Annotated in this window: 16 protein-coding genes; 7 read left to right on the top strand and 9 right to left on the bottom strand. The window is 62.6% G+C overall.

Annotated elements, in window-relative coordinates; translation table 11 throughout:
- Nucleotides 1-27: 27 nt before the first annotated feature.
- From ACFJIU_RS00465 to ACFJIU_RS00480, 4 genes are all read left to right on the top strand, one after another.
- The gene (locus ACFJIU_RS00465) at nt 28-1,698 is read left to right on the top strand and encodes a nitrite/sulfite reductase (protein WP_379066548.1); all 1,671 of its coding nucleotides are present in this window, start codon (nt 28-30) and stop codon (nt 1,696-1,698) included.
- Nucleotides 1,673-2,437: a phosphoadenylyl-sulfate reductase gene (locus ACFJIU_RS00470; RefSeq protein WP_379066549.1), complete on the top strand. Its 765-nt coding sequence runs from the start codon at nt 1,673-1,675 to the stop codon at nt 2,435-2,437. Before ACFJIU_RS00465 ends, ACFJIU_RS00470 begins: the two co-directional genes overlap by 26 nt.
- Nucleotides 2,438-2,562: 125 nt before the next feature.
- Entirely contained in the window at nt 2,563-3,114 is a 552-nt protein-coding gene (locus ACFJIU_RS00475; protein WP_379072864.1) for a DUF934 domain-containing protein, read from the top strand.
- A 151-nt stretch (nt 3,115-3,265) separates the two neighbouring features.
- A complete protein-coding gene (locus tag ACFJIU_RS00480) occupies nt 3,266-4,876 on the top strand; it encodes a GMC family oxidoreductase (RefSeq protein WP_379066551.1) in 1,611 nt (536 codons plus the stop codon).
- 10 nt (nt 4,877-4,886) lie between these two features.
- Here the strand turns inward: ACFJIU_RS00480 and ACFJIU_RS00485 are convergent, their stop codons facing one another.
- A complete protein-coding gene (locus ACFJIU_RS00485) occupies nt 4,887-5,075 on the bottom strand; it encodes a hypothetical protein (protein WP_379066553.1) in 189 nt (62 codons plus the stop codon).
- 239 nt (nt 5,076-5,314) lie between these two features.
- Between ACFJIU_RS00485 and grpE the strand changes: the two genes are divergently transcribed.
- The gene (gene grpE, locus ACFJIU_RS00490) at nt 5,315-5,944 is read left to right on the top strand and encodes a nucleotide exchange factor GrpE (RefSeq protein ID WP_379066555.1); all 630 of its coding nucleotides are present in this window, start codon (nt 5,315-5,317) and stop codon (nt 5,942-5,944) included.
- A 152-nt stretch (nt 5,945-6,096) separates the two neighbouring features.
- Nucleotides 6,097-6,729, top strand: a complete 633-nt coding sequence (locus ACFJIU_RS00495) for a trimeric intracellular cation channel family protein (protein WP_379066557.1) — start codon at nt 6,097-6,099, stop codon at nt 6,727-6,729.
- An 18-nt stretch (nt 6,730-6,747) separates the two neighbouring features.
- Here the strand turns inward: ACFJIU_RS00495 and ACFJIU_RS00500 are convergent, their stop codons facing one another.
- The 4 genes from ACFJIU_RS00500 to ACFJIU_RS00515 all read right to left on the bottom strand — a co-directional run bounded on the left by ACFJIU_RS00500 (nt 6,748) and on the right by ACFJIU_RS00515 (nt 10,955).
- Nucleotides 6,748-7,119 (bottom strand): MmcQ/YjbR family DNA-binding protein, encoded by a 372-nt coding sequence (locus ACFJIU_RS00500; RefSeq protein ID WP_379066559.1) that lies wholly within the window; start codon nt 7,117-7,119, stop codon nt 6,748-6,750.
- An 8-nt stretch (nt 7,120-7,127) separates the two neighbouring features.
- Complete coding sequence (locus ACFJIU_RS00505) at nt 7,128-7,949, bottom strand: GNAT family N-acetyltransferase (protein ID WP_379072867.1); 822 nt, start codon at nt 7,947-7,949, stop codon at nt 7,128-7,130.
- A gap of 217 nt (nt 7,950-8,166) precedes the next feature.
- Nucleotides 8,167-10,446 carry an ATP-binding protein gene (locus ACFJIU_RS00510; RefSeq protein WP_379066561.1) on the bottom strand — a complete coding sequence of 760 codons (2,280 nt, stop codon included), beginning with the start codon at nt 10,444-10,446 and terminating at the stop codon, nt 8,167-8,169.
- A 95-nt stretch (nt 10,447-10,541) separates the two neighbouring features.
- Entirely contained in the window at nt 10,542-10,955 is a 414-nt protein-coding gene (locus ACFJIU_RS00515) for a winged helix-turn-helix transcriptional regulator (protein ID WP_379066563.1), read from the bottom strand.
- An 89-nt stretch (nt 10,956-11,044) separates the two neighbouring features.
- Between ACFJIU_RS00515 and ACFJIU_RS00520 the strand changes: the two genes are divergently transcribed.
- On the top strand, nt 11,045-11,932 hold the full coding sequence (locus ACFJIU_RS00520) for an NmrA/HSCARG family protein (RefSeq protein ID WP_379066565.1): 888 nt from the start codon (nt 11,045-11,047) through the stop codon (nt 11,930-11,932).
- Nucleotides 11,933-11,959: 27 nt separating this feature from the next.
- On the opposite strand, the gene ACFJIU_RS00525 is transcribed toward ACFJIU_RS00520, so the two are convergent.
- The 4 genes from ACFJIU_RS00525 to ACFJIU_RS00540 form a co-directional block, all read right to left on the bottom strand.
- On the bottom strand, nt 11,960-12,949 hold the full coding sequence (locus ACFJIU_RS00525) for an MDR family oxidoreductase (protein ID WP_379066567.1): 990 nt from the start codon (nt 12,947-12,949) through the stop codon (nt 11,960-11,962).
- A 165-nt stretch (nt 12,950-13,114) separates the two neighbouring features.
- Entirely contained in the window at nt 13,115-13,588 is a 474-nt protein-coding gene (lspA, locus tag ACFJIU_RS00530) for a signal peptidase II (RefSeq protein ID WP_379072870.1), read from the bottom strand.
- The gene (locus ACFJIU_RS00535; protein WP_379066569.1) at nt 13,585-14,436 is read right to left on the bottom strand and encodes a TrmH family RNA methyltransferase; all 852 of its coding nucleotides are present in this window, start codon (nt 14,434-14,436) and stop codon (nt 13,585-13,587) included. Before ACFJIU_RS00535 ends, lspA begins: the two co-directional genes overlap by 4 nt.
- Before the next feature lie 58 nt (nt 14,437-14,494).
- Nucleotides 14,495-15,658 carry an RsmD family RNA methyltransferase gene (locus ACFJIU_RS00540; RefSeq protein ID WP_379066571.1) on the bottom strand — a complete coding sequence of 388 codons (1,164 nt, stop codon included), beginning with the start codon at nt 15,656-15,658 and terminating at the stop codon, nt 14,495-14,497.
- Nucleotides 15,659-15,680: the final 22 nt, after the last annotated feature.

Consider the following 15,680-nt stretch of genomic DNA (forward strand, 5'->3'; position numbering starts at 1 on the left):
GGTGCTTCGGCATCCGGAGGACAAGACATGTATCGCTACGACGAGTTCGACCATCAGTTCGTTCAGGCCCGCGTCGCCCAGTTCACCGATCAGGTGGAGCGCCGCCTTGCCGGCGAGATCACCGAGGACCAGTTCCGGCCACTGCGTCTGATGAACGGTGTCTATCTGCAACTGCACGCCTACATGCTGCGCATCGCCGTTCCTTATGGAACGCTGTCGTCGAAGCAGCTGAGGATGCTCGCCCATATCGCGCGCAAGTATGACAAGGGCTACGGCCATTTCACCACGCGCCAGAACATCCAGTTCAACTGGCCGGCGCTGTCCGACATTCCGGCGATCCTGGCGGATCTCGCCTCGGTCGAGATGCATGCCATCCAGACCAGCGGCAATTGCATCCGTAACGTGACCGCCGACCATTTCGCCGGCGCTGCTGCCGACGAGGCTGCCGATCCGCGCCCCTATGCCGAGATCCTGCGCCAGTGGTCTTCGGTGCATCCCGAGTTCTCCTATCTCCCGCGCAAGTTCAAGATTGCGGTGACCGGTGCGGAGCGTGACCGCGCCGCGATCCAGACTCATGACATCGGCCTGCATCTGAAGAAGAACGCGGCCGGAGAACTCGGATTTGCGGTCTATGTCGGTGGCGGCCAGGGGCGCACGCCGCTGGTGGCCAAGAAGATCCGAGATTTCCTGCCGGAAGAACATCTTCTGTCCTACTGCACGGCGATCCTGCGCGTGTACAATCTCTATGGACGCCGCGACAACAAGTACAAGGCGCGCATCAAGATCCTGGTGCACGAGACCGGCGTCGAGGAATTCACGCGTCAGGTCGAAGCCGAGTGGGCGGAGCTGAAGGATGGCGAACTGACGCTGCCGGAAGCCGACATCAAGGCGATCGATGCCTATTTCGCGCCGCCGGCACTGCCGGCGCGACCCGAGGGCGACGAAGCCATCAAGCTGGCGCGGCTGGATTCACGCAGCTTCTCCGAATGGCTCGACCAGAACGTCGTTACCCACCGCAATCCCGATTATGCGGCGGTAACGATTTCGCTGAAGGGCATTGGCGAGGTGCCGGGCGACGCCTCCGACAGCCAGATGGATGCGGTTGCCGATCTTGCCGAGACATATGCATTCGACGAAGTGCGCGTCAGCCATGAGCAGAACCTGATCCTGCCGCATGTCGCGCGCGCCGATCTCAAGGCGATCTACGACAGGCTGGCGGAAATCGGACTGGCGACCGCCAATTCGGACCTGATTTCCGACATCATCGCCTGCCCCGGTCTCGACTACTGCGCGCTGGCCAATGCGCGCTCGATCGTCGTGGCGCAGAACATCTCCAGGCGTTTTGCGTCGCTGGAACGGCAGCGCGACATCGGCGAGCTCAAGCTGAAGATTTCCGGTTGCATCAACGCCTGCGGCCATCACCATGTCGGCCATATCGGCATTCTCGGCGTCGAGAAGAAGGGGGCGGAACTTTATCAGGTCACGCTCGGCGGTTCGGCGGATGAGCACACCTCGGTCGGCGAGATCATCGGCCGTGGCTTTGGCCCGGACGAAATCACCGACGCCATCGAAACGGTTGTCGAGACCTATCTCACCATCCGCCTCGACAGGTCGGAAAAGTTCCTCGATGCCTATCGCCGCGTCGGACCGGCGCCGTTCAAGGAGGCGCTCTATGCTGGCGAAGCCAAGGCCGCTTGATCAGGCTGTCCCCGGAGAAAGCGGCGTGGCGGCGCAGGCCGTCGCCTATGAGGCGCTATACGGGCATTTGAGCGCGCACGAGATCATCGAGCGAGCTGCGTTGGACCTTTTTCCCGGTGAACTCGCAGCCGTGTCCTCCTTCGGCGCAGATTCGGCAGTGCTTCTGCACCTGATCGCGGAGGTCGACAGGCATCTGCCGATCATCTTCCTCGATACCGGCAAACATTTCGAGGAAACGTTCGACTATCGCGACGCGCTGGCCGCCGATTTCGGCCTGACCAACATCCAGGTCGTGACGCCTGACGAGGCGGCGCTGGCCCGGATCGATCCGACCGGCAAGCTGCACGAAACCAGCACAGATGCATGTTGCGATGTGCGCAAGGTGGAGCCAATGGCACGCGGCGTCGAGCCGTATCGTGCCTGGTTCACCGGGCGCAAGCGCTTCCAGGCTTCAACCCGTGCGGCACTGCCAGCGTTCGAAGCGGTCGGCTCGCGCATCCGCATCAATCCGCTGGCGCGGTTCACGACCGCCGACCAGGCCGACTATATGCGCCAGCATGCGCTGCGCGAAAACCCGCTTGTCGCCTATGGCTACCTGTCGATCGGTTGCTTCCCATGCACGCAGCCGGTGCAGCCAGGTGAAGATGCCCGCTCGGGACGCTGGGCCGGCCACGCCAAGACCGAATGTGGCATTCACCTCTCCGGCCTGGAGAAGTCGCTGACGGATGCATCGTTGTGAATGAAGGGAATAGGGGAATAAGTCAGTCGGGCAGACACATTACCCGCTGCCTTGATCCCTACTGCCCCATTCCCGCATTTCAATCACTGGAAACCAACGCAAGAATAAGCCATATGCTCGCCTTCATGACCGAGACCGCAAAGCCTGAGACGAATGTTGTGCCAGCCTCGCGCCTTTGGACCCCTGCCGGGTTCCGGGAAGATGACTGGACGCATGCCGAGACCGCCGAGGCGCTTTCCGGCAACGGCCGCTTCATCCTGCCGCTGCAGGCGTTCGTCGATCTCGATCCGCAGCTGAGGGCATCGGCGAAGGAACGGCTCGGCGTTTTGCTGCAGCCGGGCGACCAACTGGACAAGATCGTCGACCTGCTCGACCAGCTTTCGCTGGTGGCACTGGCTTTCCCGGCCTTCACCGATGGCCGCTCCTTTTCCAAGGCATCGCTGCTGCGCAGCCGCCATGGTTTCGAAGGCGCGGTCCGGGCAACGGGCCAGGTGCTGATCGACCAACTGCCGCACATGCTGCGCGTCGGGTTTGACGAGTTCGAGATCTCCCATCCGGTGCTTCTCAAGCGCCTCGAGGAAGGTCGCCTCGACGGGCTTCCGGTCTACTACCAGCCAACGGCAGAACCCTCGGCGCCGACCGGCACCTACAGCTGGCGCCGTACCCCGACCAACTAAGCGCAAGACATCGCAAATGGCGATTGGCGACGAGCGATCGTTAAAAGGTCGAATCCGGTTGATCGGTTGCGTATCTTTACAACCCTGAGGTTTAAGGTTTCTCTCTGCCGACGGACGGAAACATCCGCCGGCCACCCGGGGAGGGATCACCATGAAGTTCGACTACGTCATCGCTGGCGGTGGCTCGGCAGGCTCGGTGCTGGCCGCGCGGCTCTCGGAGGATCCCTCCGTCAGCGTCTGCCTGCTGGAAGCCGGCGGTGAGGGCAGGGACATGCTGATCCGGGCGCCAGCAGGGATCGTGGCACTGCTGCCGGGTCGTCCGAAGATCAACAACTGGGCCCTGGAGACGGTGCCGCAGCCGGGGCTGAACGGGCGCAAGGGCTATCAGCCGCGTGGCAAGGCGCTGGGCGGCTCCAGCGCCATCAACGCGATGCTCTATGTTCGTGGCCACCCGGCCGACTATGACGACTGGGCAGCCGCCGGGTGCACGGGCTGGTCCTGGGACGAGGTGCTGCCCTACTTCAAGCGCGCGGAGGGCAATCAGCGCGGCGCGAGCGACCTGCATGGCGGTGACGGTCCCTTGCGGGTGGCCGAACAGCAAAGCCCGCGCGCGCTCAGCCACGCGTTCGTGGCGGCATGCGGCGAGAACCAGATCAGGCCGAACGACGATTTCAACGGAGATGAGCAGGAAGGTGCCGGGCTCTACCAGGTCACCCAGTTCTGGGGCGAAAAACGCAATGGTGAACGCTGCTCGGCGGCGGCGGCCTATCTGCACCCGGCGATGTACCGCAAGAATCTCACCGTGGTCACGGGCGCCCATGCCACCGGTATCGTGCTGGACGGCAAGCGCGCCGTGGGCGTCCGCTATCGGACCGCAAATGGCGAAGCTTTCGCCCGGGCGGGACGCGAGGTGGTGGTTTCGGGCGGTGCATTCGGCTCACCGCAGCTTCTGCTGCTGTCCGGCATCGGACCTGGCAAGGAACTCGCGGCTCAGAACGTCGCGGTGACTCACGACCTGCCGGGGGTCGGCAAGAACCTGCAGGACCATCTGGATTTCATCATGAGCTGGAAATCCAGGGAAACCGACATGATGGGCCTTGGTTTCAAGGGCACGATCAACCTGGTGAAACACATCCTGCAATGGCGCAGGGACGGCACCGGCATGATCGCGACGCCTTATGCGGAAGGTGGCGCCTTCATGAAATCGGAGCCAGGGCTCGAGCGGCCGGACCTGCAACTGCATTTCATCATCGCGATTGTCGACAACCATGGCCGTAAAATGCACATGGGCTACGGCTTCTCATGCCATGTCTGCGTGCTCAGGCCGCATTCGCGCGGCGAGGTGACGCTTGCCAGTGCCGATCCGCTCGCGGCACCGCGCATCGATCCGCGCTATCTTTCCGACGAGCGCGACGCCGCGTTGATGCTCAAAGGAGCGAAGATGATGCGCAATGTGCTGGAAGCACCGGCGCTGGCGAAATACCGGCACAAGGAGCTCTATACGGCAGGGGTCAGCAGCGATGCCGAACTGATGCACCATATCCGTTCGCGCGCTGATACGATCTACCATCCCGTCGGCAGCTGCCGGATGGGTTTGGACGACATGGCGGTGGTCGACCCGCAGTTGCGGGTGCGCGGCCTCTCGGGCCTGCGTGTGGTCGACGCCTCGGTCATGCCGACGCTGATCGGCGGCAACACCAATGCGCCGACGATCATGATCGCGGAAAAGGCAGCCGACCTGATGAAGATCGCTGCCGCCTGACGGAAACGCTCTAGCGGCTGCGCGTGCTGCTTTCCTGCGCGTCGAGCTTTTCAAGCAAGCTGCGCAACGGTTCGGGAAGCTCGTTCACGACCTTGAACGTCGGCAGGCTATGCAGGAACCGCTGGTTCGAGCGATCGGAAAACTGACGCCTGATATGCGCCGTCAATGGATCGTGCTTGACTGCATTGATGCGGGACATGGCCTCAAAATCCTTAGTCGGCCTTGAAACTTCCCCGCGGGTGAATCGTTCCCATATTGCGTCAATTTGGCAAGCGAGGAACGAAAACAGCGTAAAATTTGATTTAATTCGTCTGCGTTGGCTGCTTTTGAGTTTAGCACCCGATGCTTGCCGGAAATACCCTTTCCCCTTGATTTTTGTGTCCCAAACCTCGATATCGGGCACAAATCCAGAACCAACCGGCATGACGGGAAATGGCGATGAGCGACCAGGCAAAAGACGAACGCGCGCCTGAAGATATCGAAGCGGTGGAAGCCGAAGCGGAGCGCGCCGAAGGTGGTGTCGACGGCGACTATGAGGCGCTGGTTCGACTGCTGAAGGAAAACGAGGAACTGAAGGACAAGGCGCTGCGCACCGCAGCCGAGATGGAGAATCTGCGCCGCCGCACCGCGCGCGACGTTCAGGATGCCCGCACCTATGCGATCGCCAATTTCGCGCGCGACATGCTTTCGGTGTCGGACAATCTCGCGCGTGCGCTGGAGGCCATTCCGGCTGAGGCGAAGGCGTCCGCCGACGCGGGCCTCAAAGCCTTGATCGAAGGCGTCGACATCACCGAGCGCGCCATGCTTGGCGCACTTGAGCGTCACGGGGTGAAGAAGCTTGAGCCGCAGGGCGAGAAATTCGATCCGAACTTCCATCAGGCAATGTTCGAAGTGCCCAATCCGGATGTTCCGGCCAACACGGTCGTCCAGGTCGTTCAGCCCGGCTATTCGATCGGGGAGCGCGTGTTGCGTCCGGCCATGGTTGGCGTCTCGAAGGGTGGCCCGAAGGTCACTGCCGAGCCCACCGAGCCCGGCCCGGTCAACGAGCAGGCCGAGAAGGATGCTTGAGGCAGGCAGTCGGCAATAGGCAGTAGGTAAAGGGCGCCTGGTGAGAACCACGGCGCCCTTGGCTTTTGTATTGGACGGCATATAGATGCCTAATGCCTAATGCCTAATGCCTAATGCCTAATGCCTACTGCCGCTCCAGCCTCAGGCCTCCGATGTCCGCCATTACCTTCATCGACTATGCCGGCGTTGCAGTGTTCGCGGCGACGGGAGCACTGGCTGCCTCGCGCAAGCAGCTCGATATCGTCGGTTTCGTTTTTCTCGCCGCGGTGACCGGTATCGGTGGAGGCACTTTCCGCGACCTGATCCTCGGCGTACCGGTGTTCTGGATCGGCAATCGCGACTATGTGCTGATCTGCACCGTGGTCGCCCTCGTGGTTTTCTTCGGCGCGCACCGTGTCGAATCCCGCTACAAGCTCCTGCTGTGGCTTGATGCCGTCGGCCTTGCCGTCTTTGCTGTGATGGGAGCGGCGAAAGGCATGGCGATCACCGGTTCGCCGGCGGTTTCGATCATCATGGGCATGCTGACAGCCTGTTTCGGCGGAATCCTGCGCGACCTGCTGGCCGGGGAGCCTTCCGTGCTGCTCACGCCGGAAATCTATGTGACGGCGGCAATCATCGGCGCCGGGGTCTATACGGCTGGTGAGCTTCTGCACTTGCCGGGCCAGGTCTCCTATCCCGCCGGCGTGCTCGCGGCTTTCGCGGTGCGGGGCGGGGCGCTGAAATTCGGCTGGTCGTTTCCGCCTTACAAAAGCCGTCCAGGACGACGCCCCGAAGACATCCCGTAAACTTCAGCCGGGACGAAATTACCTGTTTGAGGATTTGTCCCGTTCGGCCAGCCAGGCCTTGGCCTTCGTTTTCGGAACCTGGGTCAGCCAGGTCCGCTGCAGGCGATGGCGCAACTCGTCATCCGACGCGGCATTCATGCGCACGAGCAGCGCCGGCCAACCCTTGTAGTGATCCGTCTCGAAATAGATGTCGGGCGCTGCCTGGAGCAGCATTTCCTTCTCGTCGAGCGGGCACATCACCACGGCCGTTTCCGCATCCTTGACGCGGGTGAGCAGTTTCTTGCCGGCCTTCAGCGCCGGAGTGCCATAGGATGTGGTCTCGACAATGTCGGGCAGGTCTCGGACTGCCCGTTTCAGGCGTTCGAAGATGGCGGAAAAGCCGTCAGCCATGGCCATTGCTAGGCGGCGAAACGCTGCCCTTCGCCGCCGTAATAATTCAGGTAGCGGGCGCCGATCTCGCGCACGGGCAACACGATGAAGACGTCGACGGTCTTGAAGTCGTGGTCGATGACGCAGCCGTCGCCGATGCGCGCGCCGACGCGCAGATAGCCTTTCACCAGCGTCGGCATGGCTGCGATCGCAGCCTTGGTGTTGACCGCCTCGATCGGCATCAGGTCCATGGAGCAATAGCGCCCGTCATTGGCGCGGATGTCCCAGGCCGGGCTCGTGCGGCAATGATGCGCGAGATAGGTGAGGGCCTCGGCATGCGCGGCTGGAACAATGCCATGGAACGAAGCACAACCGGTCAGGACGCCGATGTCATAATGCGTGAAATAGGCCCACAGACCCTGCCACAACGCTTCTATGGTGCGCTTCGAGCGGTATTCGGGCAGTACGCAGGAGCGACCGAGCTCAAGGAATCGCTGGCCAGGGTGCTTGGCGATGAGCCGCCTCAGTTCAAATTCATCCTCGGAATAAAAGCCGCCCGCGCGGACCGCGGTTTCCTGGCGCAGCAGCCGGTAGGTGCCGACGATGCGGCGATGGTCAGGGCCGGGCAGGGCATTGTCGAACACCAGGAGATGATCGCAGACCGGGTCGAAGCGATCCGCGTCTCGCCGTTCCAGTGACTGCAGGCGGCTCTTGCGGGCACCGAGCTCATCGTAGAACACGCGATAACGGATTTCCTGGGCGGCGGCGATTTCCAGTTCATCGCGGGCCAGCCGCACTTCGAGGCTGCCAATCTTGCCCAAGGTACCGGTGATGGACTCGATCGTCCTCATCCTCTGGATCGCGCTGCCTCCGGTGTTCCCCTGCATCTCACCTTGCGGCATCGCTGTATGCACGAGTGATTCTCCTTCGAGCCATCCCTCTTGGCGTCGGGATACGATGTAGGTGCTACAGGATTGTGACAGTACCGTGATACAAAGTGAGGAGCAAGGGGAAGACGGCAATGAACCCCTGCCTAGCCGGCTTACCTAAGGGCTGGAAATTGCGGGATCAGGCCGCTGCCTGGCTCTCCACGGCATGCACCAAAGCCTGTGGATCAAGCGGTTTTGTGACAAAGCCGGAGGCTCCATGCGCGAGAACAGCATGGCGGGTTCGTTCCTGGCTATCGGCCGACAGCACCATGATCGGCACCGGCGCCATACCGGACGCCTCCTCGTGGCGGCGAATCGCTGCGATGGCGTCCATGCCATCCATCAGCGGCATATGCAGGTCCATCAGCACGACATCATAACGCCTGGCAGGGTTTTCCGTCGCGACGGCATCGACGGCAGCGCGGCCATTGCTGACGATGTCAACGTGATGCCCAGCCTTCTGCAGGCTGGCGCGCGCAAGCATGGCGTTGATGTCGTTGTCCTCGGCGATCAGCACCGAAAGACTGCCTGTCGAGCCTGACGGCGCGGTCGCGGCCTGGCTTGGGCCGGGCAATGGCCCGCCGACAGCGGCGTGGCCGGCCAGAAGTACCCGCAGCAGGGTTTCGCTGCGCACCGGGCGCGCCAGAAACGTCGCATATCCGCCAGCACGGAACTCGACCAGGGCACCTCGGTCCGACGGGGCGATGAGCGTCACCGCCTCGCAGGCCACGAAGCCTGTCTGCCGCAGTCGCTTGAGGGTCCGGCACTCCTTGTCTTCCTGGCGCGCGTCGATCAGCAGAACGTTGCAGAAACCCGCGAACGGCAAGGCCTGGGTGGCGTTGGTGACGATTTCGGCGTGGCCGCCATGTGTGCGGATGGTGCGTGCAATCGCCTCGGCTTCGATGGCGTTTTCCGAAATGATGACAGCGCGACGATCGGTCAGCACGCCGGTGCGATCCTCGGTCGATTCGATCGCTTCCCGTGCCGGCAGTTCGAAGATGAATTCCGAGCCTTCGCCAGGCGCGCTGGAAACGCTGATCGTGCCGTTCATGGCTGCCGCCAGCCGTCGTGAAATGGCCAGCCCAAGGCCAGCGCCACCATGCTTACGGGTCGATGTGCCATCGGCCTGCTCGAAATCCTCGAAGATGCGATCCATATCGGCCTCGCTGAGGCCGGGGCCGGTGTCGGTGATCGAGAAGACGATGCGGTCGCCGCTGTCAGCGCGCCGGCGGGTGACGCTGACCAGAACTCCGCCTGTCTCGGTGAATTTGACGGCGTTACCGATCAGGTTGAGCAATACCTGCCGAACGCGACCGGGATCGGCCGTGACGATCTGAGGCACATCCGGTGCGACGTGGCAGGCGAGGCCGATGGCTTTGGCGAAGGCGCGCGCGGCGAGAAGTTCCACGACATTGTCGGCGATCTCGCGTGGCGACATCGGCTGAGGTTCGGGGGCGAAGCGGCCAGCCTCGATCTTGGAATAGTCGAGCAGATCCTCGATCAGGGCCAGCAGCGCGCTGGCCGATGTCGAGACCGCTCCGACATAGGTACGCTGTTCGGGCGTCAGCCTGGTGTCGGCGAGAAGTTTGGCCATGCCCATGATGCCATTCATCGGCGTGCGGATTTCATGACTGACGGTGGCGAGGAAGCGCGATTTGGCCTGGCTGGCATACTCGGCGCGCTCGCGGGCATTGATCAGCGAGGATTCGGCCTGTTTGCGCGCCGTGATGTCACGTGCGATCGCCCGGTGGGAGACCTCGGCACTGTCCTTGTCGCGCATCGACAGTTCGATCCACGAAAACCAGCGCGGACCGTTCTGCGTGCGGATGGCGACGTCGGTCGAACTCAGGCAGTCATGATCGGAAAACGCTGCGTCCGGGACGACGCCGATGTCGATGCCAAGTTCCGTCAGCATCATGCCGGCCAGATCGGTCTGGTTCTGCCCGACCAGCTCGGCGAAGACAGGATTGGCGTAGACGATGCGGCCGTCGCGGTCGCGATGGACGACCAGGTCGCCGAGCGCATCGATGAGACCACGAAAGCGCTCTTCGCTTTCCTGCATCTCCCACATCCGGTCGGCCATGGTTTCGATTTCGGCGCGACTGCGGGCAGTGGTGTCGTCGAGGATCGAGACTGCTGTGTGCTCGCTGTCCCGGTTGCGCACGAAGAGAGCCAGGCCGGCAATGCCGGTCAGCAGCACGCCAAAAGCGATAAATGGTGGTGCGCCGGTGAGATGGGAAAGACCAGCGAGAACGACAAGCGCAACGAAGATAAGGAAGGGCAGACCTTCGTGTTCGCGCCTGTCCAGCGTTGGTACCAGCGGTGGCGTTTTGGTCAGCACGCGACGTTGCGTTGCCGGCTCAGCCGGGCCCGCCTGACGCTCACCCTCTACCTTTATGGCAGCTCTGTCCCCTATCATGCAGCTATCTTAGCCACAGATAAATTATGGAAGGCTGGGTCGAACCGTTCGAATTTTAGAGGTTTGCCGATTTTCCCCGGCGCAGGTTTGCTATCTCACTCGCCGACATCATCGTAGGCGCGCCGACTTTGCTCGATACGCGGTAAATTGTCCTGTATCCAGAAGTTGAGGCCTTCAAGCGCTGACAGAATGCCCGAGCCCATCTCCGTCAGTTCATATTCGACACGAGGCGGCACTTCAGGAAAATAGTGGCGCACCACAAGGCCGTCGCGTTCCAGATTGCGCAGCGTCAGCGTCAGCATGCGCTGCGTAATTCCCTCGACCTCGTTTTTGAGCCGTGAAAAACGAAGCCGCCTCTCCGGTGCTGCCGAGAGACGCCACAAGACCAGAACGGTCCATTTGTCCCCGAGCCGTGCACAGATCCCGTTCGAGGGATATGGTTTGAAGTGGCGACGACCTACCGCAATCTCGTCAGGCCTTGCATGGTGGGATCTGTCCAAGCGTATCATCCTTGTGCCCGAGGCTGGAAAATGTGCCGTCTTCCGCCAGCGTTCCAGCAGTATATATGGGGACCCTTGTTCAACACGAGGGTTCTCGAATGACGAATGACAAGCCTCCAATCCTCGTGTTCGGTGCGACAGGCCGGCAGGGCGGAGCGGTCGCCAGGGCACTCCGGCAGGCGCAGTGGTCCGTTCGTGCGCTGGTGAGGGACACTGCCGCGCCAAGGTCGATCGCGCTTAACGATGCCGGCGTCGAACTGGCACAGGGATCGCTTGAGGATATCGAGGCGATCCGGGCAGCGATGAAGGGCGTGCATGGCGTCTTCAGCGTCCTGCCGGGCAATCTGGCCCAGGAAGAGGAAGTGCGCGCCGGAATATCCATTGCGGACATCGCCGTCGAGCGCGGCGTTCGCCATTTTGTCTATTCCTCCGGTGCCAGTGCAGGAGACAGGCTGACAGGTGTGGCGCGTTTCGACGCCAAGCCGCGTATCGAGGCGCATGTCCGCAGCCTGCCGATCATCGCGACCATCATCAGGCCGATGATCTTCATGGAGATGCTGGTGGGACCCGGCTTCGGGCTGGAGCAGGGACGCTACACTTTCTTCCTTCGGCCGGATCAGGCGATGCAACTCATTGCCCTAGACGACATCGGCAAGTTCGTAGCTGCGGTCTTCGCCGACAGGAGCCGGTTTGGCGGTGAAACGCTGAAGATCGCCGGCGATACCGTTACCGGTAGCGATCTGGAGGCCATCTTTACGCAAACGGCCGGCCGGCCGATCGCCTATGCGCGCTTTTCCGAAGAGACCCTCATGGCCAATCCCGATCTCGGGCACATGGCTGCCAGTCTGGAAACAGGACCGCTCGCCGACCACGTCGACCTGGATGTCATGCGCCAGATCAATCCGGAAATCATCTCGTTCCGGTCCTGGCTATCCGGGGACGGACTCAGCGCTTTCGAGGAGATCCTTGGACGGGGAGCGGGCTGAAACGCGGACCTGTCGCCTGTCGGCGAGCTACATGTCGACGACGACCCGGCCACGGATCTTGCCTTCGACGATGTCGGTGGCGGCGGCAATGATGTCGTCAAAGCCGATGGTGGTGGAAAGCGCCTTGAGTTTTGCCAGGTCGAGGTCGCGGCCGATGCGCTGCCAGGCCTCGATCCGCACCTCCTTCGGCGCCATGACGGAATCGATGCCGAGCAGCGAGACGCCGCGCAGGATGAAGGGAGCGACCGATGAGGGCAGGTCCATGCCGCCAGCCAGGCCGCACGCGGCGATGGCACCGCCATAGCCGGTCATCGACAGCACATTGGCCAGCGTGGTCGAGCCGACAGCGTCGACACCACCAGCCCAGCGCTCCTTGGCGAGCGGCTTTGCCGCTCCGGTCAGCTCCTCGCGGGCGATGATCTCCACCGCGCCGAGATCGCGCAGATATGCTTCTTCCGAAGCCCGGCCCGTCGAGGCGATGACGTGATAGCCGAGTTTCGACAGGACCGCGACGGCAACTGAACCGACGCCGCCGGCGGCCCCCGTCACGATCACTGGCCCACGCTGCGGCACGATGCCGTGGCGCTCGAGGGCCATTACCGAGAGCATCGCTGTATAACCCGCAGTGCCGACAGCCATGGCGTCATGCGCCGTGATGCCTCCCGGCAGCGGCACCAGCCAGTCACCCTTGACGCGAGCACGTTCGGCGTAGGCGCCATAATGGGTCTCGCCGACGCCCCAGCCGTTCAGTATGACGCGATCGCCCTTGTGCCAGTCGGCATGGCTGGAGGAGAGCACCGTGCCGGCGAAGTCGATGCCGGGCACCAGCGGCCAGCGGCGCACCACGGGCGCCTTGCCGGTGATCGCCAGCCCGTCCTTGTAGTTCACCGTCGTGGCCTCGACCGCAATGGTGACATCGCCTTCCATCAGATCGGCCTCGGTCAGCTCGGTGACCGTGACCGACTGTTTCTTGTCCTCATCACGAGAGACGAGAATGGCTTTGAAGGTGTCCGGCACTGGCTGCTCCCCGATCCTGGATAAGGAGATCAGGCTAGTTCGAAAACAACCGTGGTCAATCGGCCTGGAGCGCTTCCGCTTTTCGCGGAAATGCTGGAACGCCCCAACTCTTTGTTTTCATGCAATTCCAGACGCAAGACCACTTCGCGCCTTTGCTGAAATGCCTTAAGGCCGCGGTTGTCGCCGCCAGGTGATGAATTCGTCAAGCACCACGGCGGCGGCTCCTACCGAAATGAAGACATCGGCCAGGTTGAAGATCGCGAAAGACCAGACCGGGGTGTGGAACAGGATGTAGTCGATGACATGTCCGTAGACGGTGCGATCGATGACATTGCCCAGCGCTCCGCCGACGATCAGCGCGAAACCGATGCGGGCGAGCACCTGATTCGGCGGGGTTTTCAGGGCCAGATAAAGCACGAACACAACCACCACCGCGGCAACTGCGATCAAGCCGGTGTCGCTCAAGGACGAAAACATCGAAAAGGCGATGCCGGTGTTGTAGGTGCGGAAAAGCGCCAGGAAGGGCAGGAGATCGATCTTCTCCTGAAAGGGCAGGCCGGTTTCGACCCATTGCTTGATCCACTGGTCGAGCGCGATGGCGACGATGGTCAGCAGGGCGTAAGGCGTCAACGATTTCAGGATCGATCCTCCAGCGTCAGCGCGCCGCGCCGGATTTCGAACAGCATGACGCCGGTCGCGACCGCAAGGTTCAGTGAGTCCGCGCGCCCGGCTTGCGGGATGCGCAGAAGCCTGTCGCAACTGGCGGCGAGATCATCCGGCAAGCCTTGTTGCTCATTGCCCATCAGGAGCAGCACCGGCCGGTTCGAAAAATCGACCGAGCGATAGTCGACAGCACCCTTGAGATGCGTGCCGACCACAAGGCCCGGGAAGCCCTTGCGCCAGGACAGGAAGGCGTCTGGTGTTGCTTTGGCGACCGGCACTGCGAAGACCGACCCCATGGTGGCTCGCACGGTTTCCAGCGAGAACGGATCGGTGGTGTCGCCGATCAGGATCACGCCCTTGGCGCCGACGGCGTCGACGGTGCGCAGCACCGTGCCGAGGTTGCCGGGATCGCGCACGCGGTCGAGCGCGACCCACACATCGCCATTTTTCGGGCGGACGTCCTTCAGCGTCATGTATTTCTGCGAGAAGACACCCACCACCATCTGCGGATTGTCGCGACGGGTGATGGCGGACAGCACTTTTTCCGAGACCTCGAGCACCATGCCGCCTGCAGCCACCGTGCGGGCGGCGACCTTTTCGACGGCCTGGTTGCCACGCCCCGCCTTGGCGAAGACCAGCGTCTTGATCTGCCAGCCGAGGTCGAGCGCGTCGATGATCAGCTTCAGGCCTTCGGCCATGAAGGCATTCTGGCTGTCGCGGAATTTCTTCAGCGCCAGCGCCTTGATGTCTTTCACCAGGGGGTTGGCCAGGCTGGTGACTTCCTTGACCTGTCCCACCACGCGGCGGTTCTCATATTCCGTCATTTCGGACTCTTTTGTTTCCGCATGATCTTGCCCGAAAACCGGCTTCCATTTTGCGGGATCATGCGGAGACCCAACGCGAGAAAAGGGAGGTGGACAGCGCCCGTCCAGCCGACTGTTCGCGGATGATCAGTTCACCGGATTCCACGCGTCCGCCCATGCCGGCAAAGGTATCGCGCATCAGGGCATGGGTGGCGAAGAAGGAGGAGCGGATCGAGTAGGCGGTCAAGACCACAGCCAACGGCTTCGGTGTGAGGATAGAGCGGCAGATATCGGTGAGCGCCGGCAGGTTTTCGAACAGTTGCCAGACTTCCCCCTTCGGTCCGCGACCGTAGGCCGGCGGGTCGAACAGGATGATGTCGTAGCGGCTGCCACGGCGCTCTTCGCGCTCGGCGAACTTCATTGCATCCTCGACGATCCAGCGGATCGGCTTGTTGCCGAGGCCGGCCATCTCCTGGTTCTCGCGCGCCCAGCCGATGGCTTTCTTCGAGGCATCGACATGGGTGACCTCGGCGCCGGCGCGCGCCGCCACCAGTGAGGCGAGGCCGGTGTAGCCGAACAGGTTCAGAACCTTGACCGGGCGCCTGGTGCTCTCGATCAGGCCAGCCATGTGGTCCCAGTGAGAGGCCTGCTCGGGAAAGACGCCGACATGGCGGAAAGACGTGAAGCGGCCAAGATAGTCGATGCCGTCATGTTTCATCGGCCAGGTTTCGCCAAGCGGCTGGCGCGGGAAACGCCAGCGGCCCATGCCTTCCTCGTCGGTATCGCCGGTGAAGACGGCGTCGACGCGGTCCCAATCCTTGGCCGGCAGTGCCGGTTGCCAGATCGCCTGGCCTTCCGGACGCACGATGCGATAGGGGCCGTATTGTTCGAGCTTCTGACCATTGCCGCTGTCGAGCAGCGCATAGTCGGCATTGGGCGCGACTTCGAGGATCAACGGCAGCTTTTCAGCCGGGAGAACGCCCTCGCGGCGGGCCAGCACACGCTGCCCGGTTTCGCCCTTCGTTTCGGGATGGACTTCGTTTCGTTGTTCGACCGTCCGTGGTGCCGGGTTTTCCTGGCGCTCGGGTTTCGGCGTGGAGCGAAGTGCCTGCTTCTGCCCCTGCTGCCGCTCGGGCTTGCGTTCCGGACGCTTGTCGCGGCGGTCGTCCTGCGCGCGCGGCGGATGGGTGCCGCTGTCTCGGCCGCCCGATTTGTCCCTGCGTTTGTCGCGCGTGAATTTCAAGAAGGACGCTCCGCGTTTCGCG

Source organism: Mesorhizobium sp. UC74_2, from assembly GCF_042701485.1.
GTDB lineage: Bacteria > Pseudomonadota > Alphaproteobacteria > Rhizobiales > Rhizobiaceae > Mesorhizobium.